At 71.2% G+C, this 14,058-nt stretch carries 17 protein-coding genes; 11 read left to right on the top strand and 6 right to left on the bottom strand.

Annotated features, from left to right (window positions below; genetic code table 11):
* The first annotated feature begins 23 nt into the window (after window positions 1–23).
* The 5 genes from ASE14_RS11130 (at window position 24) to ASE14_RS11110 (ending at window position 4,062) form a co-directional block, all read left to right on the top strand.
* Window positions 24–452: a DUF6325 family protein gene (locus ASE14_RS11130; protein WP_056654641.1), complete on the top strand. Its 429-nt coding sequence runs from the start codon at window positions 24–26 to the stop codon at window positions 450–452.
* A 4-nt stretch (window positions 453–456) separates the two neighbouring features.
* A complete protein-coding gene (locus tag ASE14_RS11125; protein ID WP_056654640.1) occupies window positions 457–810 on the top strand; it encodes an SHOCT domain-containing protein in 354 nt (117 codons plus the stop codon).
* Window positions 811–877: 67 nt separating this feature from the next.
* Complete coding sequence (locus ASE14_RS11120; RefSeq protein WP_056654639.1) at window positions 878–2,020, top strand: type III polyketide synthase; 1,143 nt, start codon at window positions 878–880, stop codon at window positions 2,018–2,020.
* Window positions 2,021–2,207: 187 nt separating this feature from the next.
* Window positions 2,208–2,921 (top strand): methyltransferase, encoded by a 714-nt coding sequence (locus tag ASE14_RS11115; protein WP_235511249.1) that lies wholly within the window; start codon window positions 2,208–2,210, stop codon window positions 2,919–2,921.
* Window positions 2,922–2,937: 16 nt separating this feature from the next.
* Entirely contained in the window at window positions 2,938–4,062 is a 1,125-nt protein-coding gene (locus tag ASE14_RS11110) for an NAD(P)/FAD-dependent oxidoreductase (RefSeq protein WP_056656232.1), read from the top strand.
* 81 nt (window positions 4,063–4,143) lie between these two features.
* Here ASE14_RS11110 and ASE14_RS11105 read toward each other — a convergent pair whose 3' ends face one another.
* Window positions 4,144–4,584: a nitroreductase family deazaflavin-dependent oxidoreductase gene (locus tag ASE14_RS11105; protein WP_056654637.1), complete on the bottom strand. Its 441-nt coding sequence runs from the start codon at window positions 4,582–4,584 to the stop codon at window positions 4,144–4,146.
* A 69-nt stretch (window positions 4,585–4,653) separates the two neighbouring features.
* Window positions 4,654–6,090: a CdaR family transcriptional regulator gene (locus tag ASE14_RS11100; protein ID WP_056654636.1), complete on the bottom strand. Its 1,437-nt coding sequence runs from the start codon at window positions 6,088–6,090 to the stop codon at window positions 4,654–4,656.
* A gap of 119 nt (window positions 6,091–6,209) precedes the next feature.
* Here ASE14_RS11100 and ASE14_RS11095 point away from each other — a divergent pair, with 119 nt between their 5' ends.
* The 4 genes from ASE14_RS11095 to ASE14_RS11080 all read left to right on the top strand — a co-directional run bounded on the left by ASE14_RS11095 (window position 6,210) and on the right by ASE14_RS11080 (window position 10,147).
* A complete protein-coding gene (locus ASE14_RS11095; RefSeq protein ID WP_056654635.1) occupies window positions 6,210–7,307 on the top strand; it encodes an alcohol dehydrogenase catalytic domain-containing protein in 1,098 nt (365 codons plus the stop codon).
* Between the two features lie 107 nt (window positions 7,308–7,414).
* Window positions 7,415–8,788 carry an APC family permease gene (locus ASE14_RS11090; RefSeq protein WP_369816497.1) on the top strand — a complete coding sequence of 458 codons (1,374 nt, stop codon included), beginning with the start codon at window positions 7,415–7,417 and terminating at the stop codon, window positions 8,786–8,788.
* A 225-nt stretch (window positions 8,789–9,013) separates the two neighbouring features.
* Window positions 9,014–9,559, top strand: coding sequence for a hypothetical protein (locus tag ASE14_RS11085; RefSeq protein WP_056654633.1), 546 nt, complete (start codon window positions 9,014–9,016; stop codon window positions 9,557–9,559).
* A 159-nt stretch (window positions 9,560–9,718) separates the two neighbouring features.
* A complete protein-coding gene (locus tag ASE14_RS11080) occupies window positions 9,719–10,147 on the top strand; it encodes a hypothetical protein (protein WP_056654632.1) in 429 nt (142 codons plus the stop codon).
* 7 nt (window positions 10,148–10,154) lie between these two features.
* Here the strand turns inward: ASE14_RS11080 and ASE14_RS11075 are convergent, their stop codons facing one another.
* The 3 genes from ASE14_RS11075 to ASE14_RS11065 are packed head-to-tail and all read right to left on the bottom strand — an operon-like array spanning window position 10,155 to window position 12,767.
* Window positions 10,155–11,186, bottom strand: coding sequence for an LLM class flavin-dependent oxidoreductase (locus ASE14_RS11075; RefSeq protein ID WP_056654631.1), 1,032 nt, complete (start codon window positions 11,184–11,186; stop codon window positions 10,155–10,157).
* Window positions 11,187–11,214: 28 nt separating this feature from the next.
* A complete protein-coding gene (locus ASE14_RS11070; RefSeq protein WP_056654630.1) occupies window positions 11,215–11,973 on the bottom strand; it encodes a hypothetical protein in 759 nt (252 codons plus the stop codon).
* A gap of 35 nt (window positions 11,974–12,008) precedes the next feature.
* Window positions 12,009–12,767 carry a MerR family transcriptional regulator gene (locus tag ASE14_RS11065; protein ID WP_056654629.1) on the bottom strand — a complete coding sequence of 253 codons (759 nt, stop codon included), beginning with the start codon at window positions 12,765–12,767 and terminating at the stop codon, window positions 12,009–12,011.
* A 41-nt stretch (window positions 12,768–12,808) separates the two neighbouring features.
* Here ASE14_RS11065 and ASE14_RS11060 point away from each other — a divergent pair, with 41 nt between their 5' ends.
* Entirely contained in the window at window positions 12,809–13,267 is a 459-nt protein-coding gene (locus ASE14_RS11060) for a DUF6194 family protein (RefSeq protein WP_200953308.1), read from the top strand.
* Window positions 13,268–13,269: 2 nt separating this feature from the next.
* Here the strand turns inward: ASE14_RS11060 and ASE14_RS11055 are convergent, their stop codons facing one another.
* Entirely contained in the window at window positions 13,270–13,611 is a 342-nt protein-coding gene (locus ASE14_RS11055) for a hypothetical protein (protein WP_056654627.1), read from the bottom strand.
* Between the two features lie 78 nt (window positions 13,612–13,689).
* Here ASE14_RS11055 and ASE14_RS11050 point away from each other — a divergent pair, with 78 nt between their 5' ends.
* The gene (locus tag ASE14_RS11050; RefSeq protein WP_056654626.1) at window positions 13,690–13,932 is read left to right on the top strand and encodes a hypothetical protein; all 243 of its coding nucleotides are present in this window, start codon (window positions 13,690–13,692) and stop codon (window positions 13,930–13,932) included.
* Window positions 13,933–14,058 lie beyond the last annotated feature (126 nt).

The raw sequence follows: 14,058 nt of genomic DNA, 5'->3' as shown, positions 1-14,058 counted from the left end.
AACCACGTGAGATTGGGGAGATCATGGCGGAGTTCGAATACGGCCCGGTGGAGCTGTATCTGGTGGGGTTCGAGGGCGACCGCCCAGACCCCGGCACCCTCGAAGCGATCGGGGAACTGGTCGAGGGCGGTGAGATCCGGCTGCTCGACTTCCTGGTGATCTCACGGGAGCTCGACGGCTCGGTGCTGATCACCGAGTTCGAAGAGGTGAGCGACGAATACGGCTTCGGCACGGTCGAGCTCGAAGCGATCGGCCTCGTGGCCGAAGAAGACGCCCACGAGCTCGCCCAGGGCATTCCGCCGGGCACCTCGGGCGCACTGCTCGCGATCGAGCTCGTGTGGGCGAAGCGGCTCGCGTCGAAGTTCGCCCAGTCGGGCGGCATCGTGCTGCAGACCGAACGCATCCCAGCGCCCGTCGTGAACGCCGCGCTCGCCGAAGCAGAAGAGGAGTAGGAAGATGCCGCTCAGAAGAATGGGACGCCCGGGACTGATCGGCATGGCCGCCCGCACCGCCGTCGTCGCCGGCACCGCCACCGCAGTCAGCGGCGGGGTGCAGCGACACCAGCAGCAGAAGGCCCAAGACCAGTACGAGCAGCAGCAGTACGAGGCGCAGCAGCAGCAGGCGCAGATGGATGCCGCGGCCCAGCAGGCCCTCGCGCAGCAGCAGGCCGCGGCCGCTCAGGCGGCCCCCGCGGCGCCGGCCGGGGGAGTCGATGTCGTCGCCGAGCTGCAGAAGCTCGCCGCGCTGCAGCAGCAGGGCATCCTCACGCCTGAAGAGTTCGCCGCCGCCAAGGCGAAGCTGCTCGCCTGACCGGCCCGGTACTGCGAGCCTCATGCGAGTCCTGTCACGGCATCCGCTCGGTTGCCGGCGCTGAGTCATGACCGTCACCCTGAGGGGATTGTCCACCGCGGTGCCGGCGACGGTGCTCGTGCAGGACGAGGTGCGCGACGTGTTCGCGGCCCAGCCCGGCCTCGGCCGGCTGGGCCAGCGGATCGTCGCCACCTCGTTCAACGTCTCCGGCATCGAGCGGCGCCACTCGGTGCTCGACGAGCTGCGCTGGGACGCGCACCCCGACGACCCGGTGTTCTTCGACATCGAGTCGGGTGAGCTGCTGCTCCCGAGCACGAAGGTGCGCAACGAGCTCTACGCCGAGCACGCCACGCGCCTCTACGTCGAGGCGGGCCGCGCGGCCATCGAGGCGACGCCGGGCATCGAGGCATCCGATGTCACGCACGTCATCACCGTCTCGTGCACCGGGTTCTACGCGCCCGGCCCCGACTTCATGATCGCCCGCGACCTGGGACTGAATCCGGGGGTGGAGCGCTACCACCTCGGATTCATGGGCTGCTACGCGTCGATCCCGGCGCTGCGCATCGCGACGCAACTGGCGAAGGCGGATGCGGCGGCGGTCGTGCTCGTCGTCTCCGTCGAGCTCTGCACGCTGCACCTGCGGTCGTCGAACGACCCCGACACGATCGTGGCGTCGTCGCTCTTCGCCGACGGCGCGGGCTCGGGCATCGTCACGGCTCGGCCGCTCTCGCCCGGGGAGCGGGCCTTCGACCTCGATCGCTTCGCGACCCGCATCACGCCGGTCGGCGAGGGCGACATGGCGTGGAAGATCGGCGACCACGGTTTCGAGATGGTGCTCTCCAACGCGATCCCGGCGATCATCGACGACCACATCACGGGCGCGCTCGAGCCGCTCTTCGCGCACGACGACGCGCTCGCGTCGGCGCTCGCGAGCGACGGGGTCTCCGACGCCGTCGAGCACTGGGCGATCCATCCGGGTGGCCGGAGCATCCTCGACAAGGTCGAGTCGCGGCTCGTGCTCACCGAGGAGCAGCTCGTGCCGGCGCGCGAGACCCTGCGCGACTACGGCAACATGTCGAGCGCGACGGTGCTGTTCGTGCTGCGCAACATCCTGTACTCGGATGCCGCCGCCGACGGCGACCGGGTCGCAGCGATGGCGTTCGGGCCGGGACTGACGGTCGAGTCGGCGCTCCTGACCGTCCGGGTGTGAGCCCGGTGGCGTCCCGAGGTCGGCCGCTCGCCCGTACCTCGTTGTCGCCGTGCACAACTGCGGATATACGATCCGGCGCGCCGGCCGCGTCGCGCGATCTGCGGCGCGCCGGATCGTATATCCGCAGTTCTGTGCGGGGCACCGGACGGGAGCGCGGCACGGGCAGGGGTGAGGGCGGGTGCCCGGGGTGAGGTGGACGGGTGCGCGCGATGCGGATGCGCGGGAGCTCATGGACAGCCCCGACGCCGACCCCGTCATGCTCGCGAAGACCTACGAGCGGTTCCGCCTCGTGAACGCCGTCGTGTCGGGGGAGCGCGCCGTGTACCTGCGCTGGATCCGGCCGAGGCTCTCGCCGGTGTGGGGCACGCGCCTGCTCGATGTCGGCGCGGGCAGCGCCGACCTGCCGCGGCGACTGCTGCGATGGGCCGACGAGGACGGCCTGCGGCTCGAGATCACCGCGATCGACCCCGACGCGCGGGCGATGGCCTGGGCGGCGGCCCGGCCGCCGACGCCGGGGCTCACCCTCCGCCGCGCCATGAGCGGCGAGCTCGTCGACGAGGGCGAGCAGTTCGACCTCGTCATCTCGAACCACGTGCTGCACCACCTCGACGGCCGCGAGTTCGGGTCGCTGCTGCGCGACAGCGAGCTGCTGCTCGGCCCCGGCGGACTCTCCGTGCACGGCGACATCGAGCGCACCCGCCTCGGCTACGCGGGCTTCTGGCTCGGCACGCTGCCGTTCGCGGGCAACCTGCTCGCCGGCTCCTACATCCGGCCCGACGGACTCACCTCGATCCGGCGCAGCCACACTGCGGCCGAACTCGTCCGCGTGCTGCCGGAGGGCTGGGCCGTGCGGCGGGCGTTCCCGTCGCGACTCGAGGTGGTCTGGGGAGCGGATGCCTGAGGCATCCGCTCGCCCGATGCACGACGTCGCGATCGTGGGCGGCGGGCCCGTCGGGCTCCTGCTCGCGTGCCTCGCCGCCCAGCGCGGACTGGACGTCGTCGTGCTCGAGCGTCGCACGGAGCGGTCGGGTCGATCGCGGGCGATCGGCATCCACCCGCCGGGCCTGCGCGCGCTCGGCCGGGTCGGGCTCGACGGCGAGGTGCGTGCGAGCGGTGTCGAGATCCGCGACGGCCGGGTCACCTGCCAGGGCAGCGTGCTCGGGTCCATGTCGTTCGTCCGGGCCGGCTCGGTGTGGTCGCTGCCGCAGCTCGAGACCGAGGCGATGCTCGAGCGGCGGCTCGGCGAGCTCGCGCCGGACGCGCTCGAGCGCGGCGTCGAGGTGCGCGCGCTCCGCGACCGCGGCACGCACGTCGAGGTCGCGGGCGACCGCGGCGGTGAGGTCGTCACGGTGCTCGCCCGCTACGTGGTCGGGGCCGACGGGGTGCGCAGCGGCATCCGCGAGCTCGCCGGCATCGGCTGGGCCGCCATGCCGGGCCGCGCGCACTACGTGATGGGCGACACCCGCGACGACACGGGCGAGCCGTCGACGGCGCTGCTGCACTTCGAACCGGCGGGCGTCGTCGAGTCGTTCCCACTGCCGGGCGGCCTGCGGCGCTGGGTCGCGTGGGTGCGTCGGCCGCTGCAGGATCCGGGGCCGGCGCAGCTCGCCACGATCATCGCCTCGCGCGTCGACGGCCGGTTCGACGTCGAGGCCGCCGCCGAACCCAGCGTGTTCGAGGCCCGTCAGCACCTGGCCGAGCGGATGCACCGGGGCCGCGTCGCGCTCGTCGGCGACGCAGCGCACGAGATCAGCCCCATCGGCGGTCAGGGCATGAACCTCGGATGGCTCGACGCCGTGCTCCTCGATCGGGAGCTCGCGCATGCCGTCGAGACGGGTGCGCCGTACGAGGCGTTCGAACGTTACGAACGCGAGCGGCGGTCATCGGCCGCGCGGGCGATCCGGCAGGCGGCGTTCAACATGCGCATGGGCGCGCCGGCCGCGGGTGCGCGATTGCGCCTGCGCAATGCGGCAGTGCGCACGCTCGCGGTGCCGCCACTGCGGGCGGTGCTCGCCCGGGCGTTCACGATGCGCTGGCTGTAGCCGTCGCGCGCGTCGGAGGACGGGTGTCGCGTCGGAGGACGCGAATCCGTTGCCTCCGAACCGATTCGCGTCCTCCGACGCTCAGAGCACGACGCGGGTGAGCCGGAAGACCGGGATCAGCCGCTCGGTCTTCACCTGGTAGTCGGCGTAGGGCGGGTAGGCCTCGACGGCCCGCGCCCACCAGACGTCGCGCTCCTCGCCCTCGAGCTCGTGCGCCTCGTAGTCGTGCTTCTCGCCGCCGTCCTGCAGCTCGACGTGCGGATGCTTCTTCACGTTCCAGTACCAGACCGGATGCTTCGGCGCCCCGCCGAGCGAAGCGACGACCGCGTACTCGCCGCCGTACTCGACGCGCATGAGGGCGGTCTTGCGGAGCTTGCCCGACTTCGCCCCGACCGTGGTGAGCACGATGATCGGCATGCCTCTGAGCGTGTTCGACGTCTCGCCGTTCGATGCCTCGAACGCCTCGGCCTGCTTGCGCGCCCAGTCCGACGTGCCCGGCTCGTACTCGCCTTCCAACGGCATGGATCCTCCTCGATGTCTCCTCGACGATAACCCCGCGCCGGGCCGGGTCATTCCGGCGGGCCTCCGGGCTCAGCGTTCGAGCGCGCGGATCGCGAGCCACGCGGCGGTGCGATCGTCGGGGTTGCCCATCGAGAGGCCGGTGAGCTCCTCGACGCGGTGGATGCGGTTCGTGAGCGTCTGCCGGTGCACGCCGAGCTGCTCGGCGGCCACGCCCCACGAGCCGTGCTCGGCGAGGTAGACGCGCAGGGTGCGGGTGAGCTCGCCGTGCAGGCCCTTGTCGCCGCGCAGCGGGTCGAGCACCTCAGCGAGTCGGGTGTTGTCGCCGGCGTCGAGCCGGTCGAGCACGAGGGCGACCGTGGGCAGCGCGCGATAGCGCGACACCGTTCGTCCGTCGGTGACGGCGACGTCGAGCGCCTGCCTGGCCTCGGCGGCGGTGCGGGCGAGGGCGTCGGATGCCGCGGGGGAGCCGAGCCCGAGGCGGAGCGGAGTGCGGGCGTCGGCCGTGACGTCTTCGACGCGGCGCACGAGGTCGTCGACGCGGTCGTCGCGGAGGAAGCCGAGCAGGTGGCCCGGCTCCGCCGTGATGAGGTGCACGCTGCCGAGCTCGTCGAGCCAGCGGGTCACGAGGCGCTCGAGGTCGACCGACTTCGACCTGGCCGTGATCGCGAACCCGGTCAGCGAGCTCTCGTGCACGCCCCAGCGGCGGAGCAGTGCGGCGGCGGCCGGGCCGCCGTCGAGGAGCGTGTCGATCATCACCTCGCGTCCGAGCCGCTCGGTCGTGGTGCGGTCGTGCGTGCGGAGGATGAGGTCGAGGAGGGCCGCCGCCTGCGACGCGAGGTCGCGCCCGCGGCTCATCGAGGACTCCCGCGATGAGATGACGAGGTAGGCGCTGAGGTCTTCGCCCGTGCCGACGGGGTGGACCTGCAGGCCCGGATGCCGCACCCGCACCGGCCGGTTGAACGCGACGGCGACGGCGTCCTGCACGTGCAGCCCGCCAGCGCCCGCGGTCGAGATCACCTGGCCGTGCGGGTCGAGCAGCACAGCCCAGCCGTCGATGCGCCGGGCGAGTTCGGCGACGACCGCGCCGACGCCGCCGCGCCGCGCGACCTGGGTGAGCACCTTCGTCCCCGTCGTCACGAGCCGGTCCTCCGCGGCCTGGTCGGTCGCGAGCAGGGCGACGAGCAGCGGATGCAGCACGGCGTCGGATGCCTCGGCGCCGACGATCGCCGTGGCGCCCGTCGACTCGACCGCCCGGCGAAGCGCGCGGGTCGCGCCGTGGCTGACGAGCACGGTGCCGCGCAGCGCGTCGGAGCGGGGACCGCCGGCGGTCAGCGCCGTCGCGAGGCGGTCGGCACCGGCGACGACGAGAGTCGCGAAGCCGGGGTGGCCGACGACGCTGAACTCCTCGAGCCGAAGGGCGGCGTCGACCGGCGTCGAGGCGCCGACGCCGTCGCCGACGAGCTCGCCGCCGAGCACGCGGGCGATGGAGAGCACGTCACGAGCCATGCCATCGAGTGTACGAAATGCCGCGGCATCCGCTTGCTGTTCAACATTCTTCGCAGTGACTCGAGGCGGCGAGCCTGCCTAGCATCGGGCGTACCCCAGCACTGATCCAAGGGAGCATCATGAAAGCCATCGTCTTCCGCGCACCGGAGACGCCGATCGAGGTCGGCGACGTCGAGCTCGCCGCGCCCAAGGCCGGCGAGGTCCGCGTCAAGATCGCGGCGGCGGGCGTCTGCCACTCCGACCTGCACGTGAAGCGAGGGGAATGGGACGCCCCGGCTCCGCTCGTCATGGGTCATGAGGGGTCCGGCGTGGTCGTCGAGCTCGGGGAGGGCGTCACATCGCTCGCCGTCGGCGACCACGTGGTGCTCTCGTGGGTGCCGCCGTGCGGCGAGTGCCGCTACTGCCGCTCGGGCCACGAGGCCCGCTGCCAGAAGGTCGCCACGGTCGTCGCCCCGAAGGGCGTGCTCTTCGACGGCACCTCGCGCCTCTCGCAGGGCGAGGAGTCGCTGCACCACTACCTCGGCGTCTCGTCGTTCGCCGAAGAGGTCGTCGTACCGGCATCCGGCGCCGTGAAGGTGCGCGACGACGCCCCGCTCGACGTCGTCGCCGTCGTCGGCTGCGCCGTCGCGACCGGCGTGGGCGCGGTGCTCAACACCGCCGCCGTCGAGCCCGGCTCGACCGTCGTCGTCATCGGATGCGGCGGGGTCGGCCTGAACGTCGTGCAGGGCGCCCGGCTCGCCGGAGCTGAGCGCATCGTCGCCGTCGACGTGCGGGCCGACAAGACCGCGCTCGCCGTGCAGTTCGGCGCCACCGACCAGATCGACGCCTCCCAGGTCGACGCCGTCGAGACGCTCTTCGAGCTCATCCCCGACGGCGTCGACTACGCCTTCGACGCGATCGGGCGCACCTCGACGACCGAGCAGGCGATCCGCATGCTGGGCCTCGGCGGCGCCGCCGTGATCGTCGGGCTGCCGCCGACCGGCGCCACGGCCTCGTTCGAGCCGCTCGTGCTCGCCGAGGCCGACCAGCGGATCCTCGGCTCGAACTACGGCTCCGTGCGTCCCTCCATCGACATCCCCGCGCTCGTCGACCGCTACATGGACGGCCAGCTGAAGCTCGACCCGCTGATCTCGGCCCGCCGCCCGCTCGCCGAGGCCGCCGAGGCGTTCGACGACCTCGAATCCGGCGAAGCGCTCCGCACGCTCCTCATCCCCTGACCGCTGCAGCACCCGACTCACTGGAGAGTTCCCCCATGACCACCACCTCCGAAGCGCCGGCGGCCCGAGCCGGCGCCCCCACCGACGCCGGCCTCCGCCGCGGCGTCATGAGCGGCCCCGAGCTCGCGGCCCAGGCGATCGCCAACATCGCGCCGAGCGCGGTCATCGCGTTCACCGCAGCCGGCATCTTCATCGGCGCGGGCAACGGCACGATGCTCTCGTTCGTGCTCGCCACGATCGTGATCCTCTCGGTCGGCTACTGCGTCGCCGTGTTCGCGAAGAAGCACGCGTCGGCGGGCTCGCTCTACACCTACGTCGCCAAGGGGCTCGGCCCCTTCGGCGCGTACCTCGCGGGCGTCGCCCTGCTCATCGGCTGCTGGGGCATCGCCGCGGGCTCGCTCGGCGGCTCGGTCTCCTACTTCAACCAGTTCCTGCTGCTGATCGGCGTGCCGTTCGAGGGCGTGTTCGCGCAGATCACCCTCGCGATCGTGCTCGGCGGGCTCGCGACGCTCTTCACGATCCGGGGCATCCGTCTCTCGGCCCGCGTCTCGCTCGTGCTGGAGCTCGTCTCGGTCGCGATCATCCTCGTGCTGCTCGTGCTCGCACTCGTGTGGGCCGGCCCGAACGCGTGGGATCCCGCGCAGTTTTCGCTCGAGGGTGTGCCGTTCCAGGGCGTCGCCGCCGGCATGGTGCTCGGCATCCTGGGCTTCGTCGGCTTCTCGTCGGCCGATGCCCTCGGCCGTGAGGCGAAGAACCCGTACAAGGCGATCCCGCGGGCGATCATGTGGAGCGCCCTCGGCGTCGGCGTGCTCTACGTCTTCTCGGCGTACACGCAGATCGCGATCCTCGGCGACGACCTCGCCACGGTCGCGAGCCCGCTCGAGGCGATCTCGGCGAAGATCGGCATGCCCGCCTGGTTCGGCCCGGTGCTCACCTTCGGCGTCGGCGCCTCGTTCTTCGCCGTCGTCGTGGCGCCGCTCAACGTCGTCGGCCGCATCATCTACGTGATGGGCAAGGAGGGCGTCGTCGCCGAGCGCTTCGGCCGCACCCACGAGCGCCACCTGACCCCGCACCGCGTGCTGCTCGTCGCCGGCCCGGCCGCGATCGCGCTCGACGTCGTGCTCCTCGCGATCGGCGTGAACGCGATGGACATCGTCGTGTGGGTCGACACCTACGGCACCTACGGCTACATGGTCGCCTACGCCCTCGTCGCGATCGCGTGCGTCGTCTACACGCGCCGCGAGAAGATGCGCAACGGCCTGGTCTGGGTCTGCGCGACGATCGCCGTCGTCGCCATGGTCTACGTGTTCTTCGCGAACGTGTGGCCGGTGCCGGCGTGGCCGCTCAACGTCATCCCGTACCTGTTCCTGATCACCATGATCGTCGCGCTCGCCTGGTACCTGCACCTCGCCAGGCGTCGCCCCGAGGTGCTCGCGAACATCGGCAACACCGAGACCGACGCGCTCGAGGGCGTCGGCTAGGTCGCCGCCCGGACCCCGGGCCTCGTCGCCGCCTCAAGCCCGGCGGCGAGGTTCCGGTGCAGACCCCGCGCCTCCCTGGGCTCCCCTACAAGCCATCAGGGAGGCGCGGGCCTGTTTCGACGGCGTGATTCGGCGGTTCGCCGGCGGAGACTCGACCGAGGCGCGGCGCCGCGCGCCCGGTGAAGATCGTGATGAGCGCAGGGCGGCGTCGCCTAGGCTTCGAGCATGTCGCTCGACGCATCCGTACGTCCCGAGGCCGCCATCATCGCTGCCGTGTCGCGGCTGCACGAGCTCGGTTTCCAGGGGGTGCGTGCGGCGGCGAACTACTACGCCACCGGGCACTGGCGGTGTCGCGTTCTGGTGCCGGAGCCGGGCGACAGGATCGGCTGGGCCGACGAGCGGAACATCCTCCTGGCGTACACGAATGGCTCGGGTCGGGATGTCTTCGGGGATGGCCGCACCGACTGGGACGTCGTCGCTCTCGCCGACCGGCTCGCCCGAGCGGCTCAGGAGGTTCCATCGGCCGTGCGGCCGGACCCGCAGTACGCCGCCTGGCTCACCGAGCTGCGGCGCCGCACGGCGGGCGGCTGGTTCGTGATGTGGGAAGACGCATACCTGCCGGAGCAGATGTGGGAAAACCGAGGACTGGTGAGGCTGGTCTATGCGGATCGCGCCGCCGCAGAGGCGGACGCCGCCGATCCGGCGCATTCCGGCGTGGACGAGAACGGCTGGTCGCTCTCCGGCACGATGCCGGCACCGCCCATGCCGTGAGGGATCCGAGTCGGAGTGACGCCGATCGACGCCGTGTTCGGGAGGGGAGCTGTCTCGAGCTCCAGACCCCGCGCCTCTCATGGCTCCCTACAAGCCATCAGGGAGGCGCGGGCATGTTCGCGCTGGTCGATCGCTGCGGTCGTTGGCTAGGGTCTGCACATGGGGATCTTCACGCGCACCGATGCGAAGCCGACCGAACCGCCGCGCTACTCGGGGCTCTCGGGTCTGGAGGCGGCGGACCCGATCGAACTCGCATCGAACGTCTTCGTGCGCGTGTTCGCGGATCAGCAGTCGCCACATGTTCGGCCTGAGGCGGTGCTGGGCGTGCTGCAGCAGCTCGCCGGGGTCGATGAGGTGCCCGGCATGACCGTGCGCGGCACCCTCACCACCCCGAGAGCGCGATACGCACTCGACCCGGTCTTCCTCCAGTGCGTGCTGCTGTGGGAGCGCGGACTCATCGCGGGGCGACTCTCACGCGGCTCGGAGGCGTACCACCACATCGTGCTGCTCCCGATGGGGTCGCGAGCCCTCGCCGGTGAGGACCCGGATGCGGCGGTGCGGGCGCGCATCGACCCGCAGGCATCCTGAATCCTGCTCAGCGGTTCGCGGACTCCCAGCCGAGGCTCGGCGCGACGTGCTCGGCGAAGGCCGCAATCATCCGCAGGTTGAACTCGACGCCGAGCTGGCTCGGGATCGTGAGCATGAGCGTGTCGGCCTCGCGGATCGCCGCGTCACGCAGCAGCTGCTCGACGAGCTTGTCGGGCGTGCCCGCATACGTCTTGCCGAACGTCGAGCGCATGCCGTCGATGTAGCCGACTCCGTCGCCGTCCTGCCGGCCGCCGAAGTAGAGCTCGTCTTCGGCGGTGGTGATCGGGAAGATCGAACGGCTCACCGAGGTGCGCGGCTCGCCCGGGTGGCCGGCCTCGCGCCACGCCGCACGGAACGTCTGGATCTGCTGCGCCTGCAGCTCGTCGAACGGCATGCCGCGGTCTTCGGTGAGCAGGGTCGACGACATGAGGTTCACGCCGCGGCGCCCGGCCCACTCGGCCGAGTCGCTGTTGCCGGCGCCCCACCAGATGCGCGAACGCAGGCCGGGAGAGTAGGGCTCGATGCGCTGCAGGCCGCTCGCGCCCCCGCCGAACGGCGACGAGGCATCCGGTTCCGCGATGCCCTGGCCCTCGACGGCCGAGAGGAAGCGGTCGAAGTGTGCGCGGGCGATGTCGGCGCCGCGCGGGTCTTCGGAGCCCGTGTAGCCGAACGCCTCGTAGCCGCGCACGACCGTCTCGGGTGATCCCCGGCTGACGCCGAGCGCCAGTCGGCCGCCCGAGATGAGGTCGACCGCCGCCGCCTCCTCGGCGAGATGCAGCGGGTTCTCGTAGCGCATGTCGACGACGCCCGTGCCGACCTCGATGTGCCGGGTGCGCGCCGCGATCGCCGCGAGGAGCGGCATCGGCGACGCCTGCTGGCGGGCGAAGTGGTGCACACGGAAGTACGCGCCGTTCACGCCGAGTTCGTCCATGCCCTGGGCGAGGTCGATCGCCTGCAGCATGGAGTCGCCGGCCGAGAGTTCGCGGCCGCCGCCGAGCGGGCCGTAGTGTCCGAATGAGAGCGTTCCGAAGCGTTGCACGACTGGTGGAACGATGCGTCGCGGGAGTCTATTCCTGTGTATGGATGCTCCGTGATGGTCGGGGTGGGCGTGCTCGATCGTGGCGCGGCTGGTACTGGTCGATGAGTTCAGCGGTGAGTTGCACTTCGAGCGATGCAACGGTGCGCAGACCAAGGTCCATGAGCACTGCGGAGATCTCGTGGCGACCGGGTTCCCGACCCTCCCACTGATTCGGGTTGAGACTCACCTGCACGCGAGCGTACTCGCCCGGGTCCAGCGCGAACGCCGGCGGTCCACCGCCGACGAAGGCGAATGAGCCGGACCCCGGACCTCCGCCCGGCCGAGTGATGAAGCCGATCGCGGTGAACGAGTCGCCATCGGGCCGCCAGCGATACTCGCCGGTGTTGACGACATCGAGAGCGAGCCGGTCGAAGTCGGGCTCGGTGCGGGTGGTCTCCGGCCAGCGCAGCACGAGACCGCGACTGCGCTCGGCGGGGCTGGGCCGCAACGGTTGCGGTTCGGGATGGACGTGCATCTCGGCCGTACGCGAACCATCGCGGGCCGGGATGACCTGCGCGATGCGCCACCATCTCGATCCGTCGTCGACCGGGGCTCCGAGCACGACCGCGTACGCCGGGTGGGCGAGCACCCTCCACCCGGACGCCGGAGTGTCGCTCGGTACGCCCTCCATCGACACGTCGAACTCGAGGGCGCCGAGCGCTGCTGCCAGTTCCGTTCCGGGTCCGCTCAACGCCGCGCGGTCGACGGTGATGCGTCCTATCTGCGGGTGATCGGCGGATGCATCCATGGGACGAGACTCCCACACCCTCCCGGTCGCCGGGCTCAGCCGATCGTCTCCGGCCGCGTCGGCCCGTCGTGCAACCTGATGACGGCGGCGAGGTCCGAGCCCGCGTCGACGAGCGCGAGTGATCGCGTCGCGATTCGATCGAGGCGCTGTCGCAGGACTCGCGCCGTACCGTCGGCATCGTCGAATGATTCGAGCGCGACGAGCAGCTCCCGGACGGCCGGGATGCCGGTGCCGGCGTTGCGAAGCGCCACCACGATCCGGGCTGCACGAATCGCCGGGACCTCGTACCGACGTGCTCGAAGCGATGTCACTCGATCCGGCCGGACGAGTCCTTCCTGTTCCCAGAACCGAAGGGTCGATGTGCGAACGCCGAGCGCGCCGGCGAGCTCCGTGATCGTCATCGCATCACGATCCGGATCGCGCTCCAGCGCTTCCGGTTCGCCGCTGATCGCCATGATCGCCTGCCCGGCGCGCAACGCCTCCGCCCGTTCGCGTGCCAGGCTCGCGTGCGCGGCGTCGATCGCCGATACGCGTTCAGCGATGCTCTGCGATCGAAACGCCGACATCGTGACTCGGGCGTTCACCGGTCCGACGGCTTCGGCGAGTGCCCGGTACCCGCGGAGAGCGTGGACGTGGATCGGCGTGTAGGAGCGGTAGCCGTTCGCCGAGCGGGCGGCAGGCGGGATGACGCCGAGGCGCTCCAGGTCGCGGACCTGCTGCACGGAGTAGCCCGATTCGCGAGCGACATCGGTGGTCCGGAGCACGGGACCCGTGTCGTCCTCTGAATCGTTCAAGACTGAACCCCACACAAGCAGTTGAAGGTGATGCTTGAACCATGAGTATGCAGCAGATCATCGAGAAGGTGCGGACGTTCGACGGCGTGCTCGTCGTCGAACCGGCGCCGGGCAGCGGGCTCCCGGAGCTGGCGTGGGGTGACGCGTTCTTCTACTGCGCACCAGACGGACGGATGCCTGCGAACGTACAGCCGTACGGCACCATCGTCACCAAGGACTACCCCGATGACACCGCTTCGAAGCTCGGAGCGGGCCGTTGGCGGGTGAACGTCCACGTCGGCCGCACGACGTTCGTCGAACTCACGGGCGAGGAGCCGCGGCGCCTGAGCCGAAGCCGTGACTTCGCGGCTGTCGATGTGGTGATGCCCCACCCGGTCTACGGCGAACTCGGCTGGGTCGCTGTGGTGAACCCGGGTGCCGCGACGCTGGAGCTCGTCGTCCGGCTGCTCACCGAGGCGCATGCCGCGGCCCGCGCCCGTTTCGAGCGACGCCGTACGTGACCTCAGCCCCGCGCGAGCACCAGCGAGAATTCGATGACGCCGTCGGGCTCGACCGAGACGAAGCCGAGGTTGGGCGCCTCGACGCGGTAGCCGGCGAACGACCCGTCGACCACGGCCCAGGTTCCACTGAGGTCGGGCGCCGCGGTGCCCGGTTCGGCCGTCGCCGTCGGAGCGAACGTCACCGACGGAGCGGACTCCGCCTCGCCGACGATGGGGTCGCGGTAGACGATGGGCGCGGCGATGGCGACGGTCGCGCCGAGCACGAGCCCGCCGGCGACGATCGATGCGGTGATGATCTTCGTGCGCTTCTGCAATGCGGCTCCCAGGGGTCGGGCTTCGAGCATGACGGATCAACGTATGAGAACGCATCGAACGCGCTGCGAACCTGTCGAGATGACGGCGGATGTCGCAGACTGTCGTGCATGAGCGACCCCCACGTGCTCGGGCCGGGCCTCCTGCCGACGCCGTTCACCGCCGACGAGATCCGCGCGGCGAGCGGTTCGGGCAAGCTGATCCGCATCCTCGTCGAGCAGCCCGACGGCGAGACGTTCGAACGGATCAACCACCTCATCGACTGCGACGACGAGGGTGCGACGGTCGAGCACTGGCCGACCCCCGCGGGGGTGCAGCGCACCACGATGATCGCCGTCGAGGTCGTCGGCTGAGGACGGTCGCAGTACCCGCCGATCGCTGGCGCGGCACGGGGCATCCGTCTACCGTGAAGCTCGGGGGAGATTCGGTCGACGAGCCGGAATACCAGCCCTCTCGCCAAAGTTGAGTCAAGTACACTC

The sequence above is a fragment of the Agromyces sp. Root81 genome, from assembly GCF_001429165.1.
In the GTDB taxonomy this organism is placed as follows: Bacteria; Actinomycetota; Actinomycetes; order Actinomycetales; family Microbacteriaceae; genus Agromyces.
Note: the sequence above shows the minus strand (reverse complement) of the source record. Positions and strands in the feature narration are given on the sequence as shown.

What these genes read in the sequence shown, in the direction of transcription:
- ASE14_RS11130 (WP_056654641.1), top strand. Translation starts at nt 24, where the DNA reads ATGGCGGAGTTCGAATACGGCCCGGTGGAGCTGTATCTGGTGGGGTTC.
- ASE14_RS11125 (WP_056654640.1), top strand. Translation starts at nt 457, where the DNA reads ATGCCGCTCAGAAGAATGGGACGCCCGGGACTGATCGGCATGGCCGCC.
- ASE14_RS11120 (WP_056654639.1), top strand. Translation starts at nt 878, where the DNA reads ATGACCGTCACCCTGAGGGGATTGTCCACCGCGGTGCCGGCGACGGTG.
- ASE14_RS11110 (WP_056656232.1), top strand. Translation starts at nt 2,938, where the DNA reads ATGCACGACGTCGCGATCGTGGGCGGCGGGCCCGTCGGGCTCCTGCTC.
- ASE14_RS11105 (WP_056654637.1), bottom strand. Translation starts at nt 4,584, where the DNA reads ATGCCGTTGGAAGGCGAGTACGAGCCGGGCACGTCGGACTGGGCGCGC.
- ASE14_RS11100 (WP_056654636.1), bottom strand. Translation starts at nt 6,090, where the DNA reads ATGGCTCGTGACGTGCTCTCCATCGCCCGCGTGCTCGGCGGCGAGCTC.
- ASE14_RS11095 (WP_056654635.1), top strand. Translation starts at nt 6,210, where the DNA reads ATGAAAGCCATCGTCTTCCGCGCACCGGAGACGCCGATCGAGGTCGGC.
- ASE14_RS11090 (WP_369816497.1), top strand. Translation starts at nt 7,415, where the DNA reads ATGAGCGGCCCCGAGCTCGCGGCCCAGGCGATCGCCAACATCGCGCCG.
- ASE14_RS11085 (WP_056654633.1), top strand. Translation starts at nt 9,014, where the DNA reads ATGTCGCTCGACGCATCCGTACGTCCCGAGGCCGCCATCATCGCTGCC.
- ASE14_RS11080 (WP_056654632.1), top strand. Translation starts at nt 9,719, where the DNA reads ATGGGGATCTTCACGCGCACCGATGCGAAGCCGACCGAACCGCCGCGC.
- ASE14_RS11070 (WP_056654630.1), bottom strand. Translation starts at nt 11,973, where the DNA reads ATGGATGCATCCGCCGATCACCCGCAGATAGGACGCATCACCGTCGAC.
- ASE14_RS11060 (WP_200953308.1), top strand. Translation starts at nt 12,809, where the DNA reads ATGAGTATGCAGCAGATCATCGAGAAGGTGCGGACGTTCGACGGCGTG.
- ASE14_RS11055 (WP_056654627.1), bottom strand. Translation starts at nt 13,611, where the DNA reads ATGCTCGAAGCCCGACCCCTGGGAGCCGCATTGCAGAAGCGCACGAAG.
- ASE14_RS11050 (WP_056654626.1), top strand. Translation starts at nt 13,690, where the DNA reads ATGAGCGACCCCCACGTGCTCGGGCCGGGCCTCCTGCCGACGCCGTTC.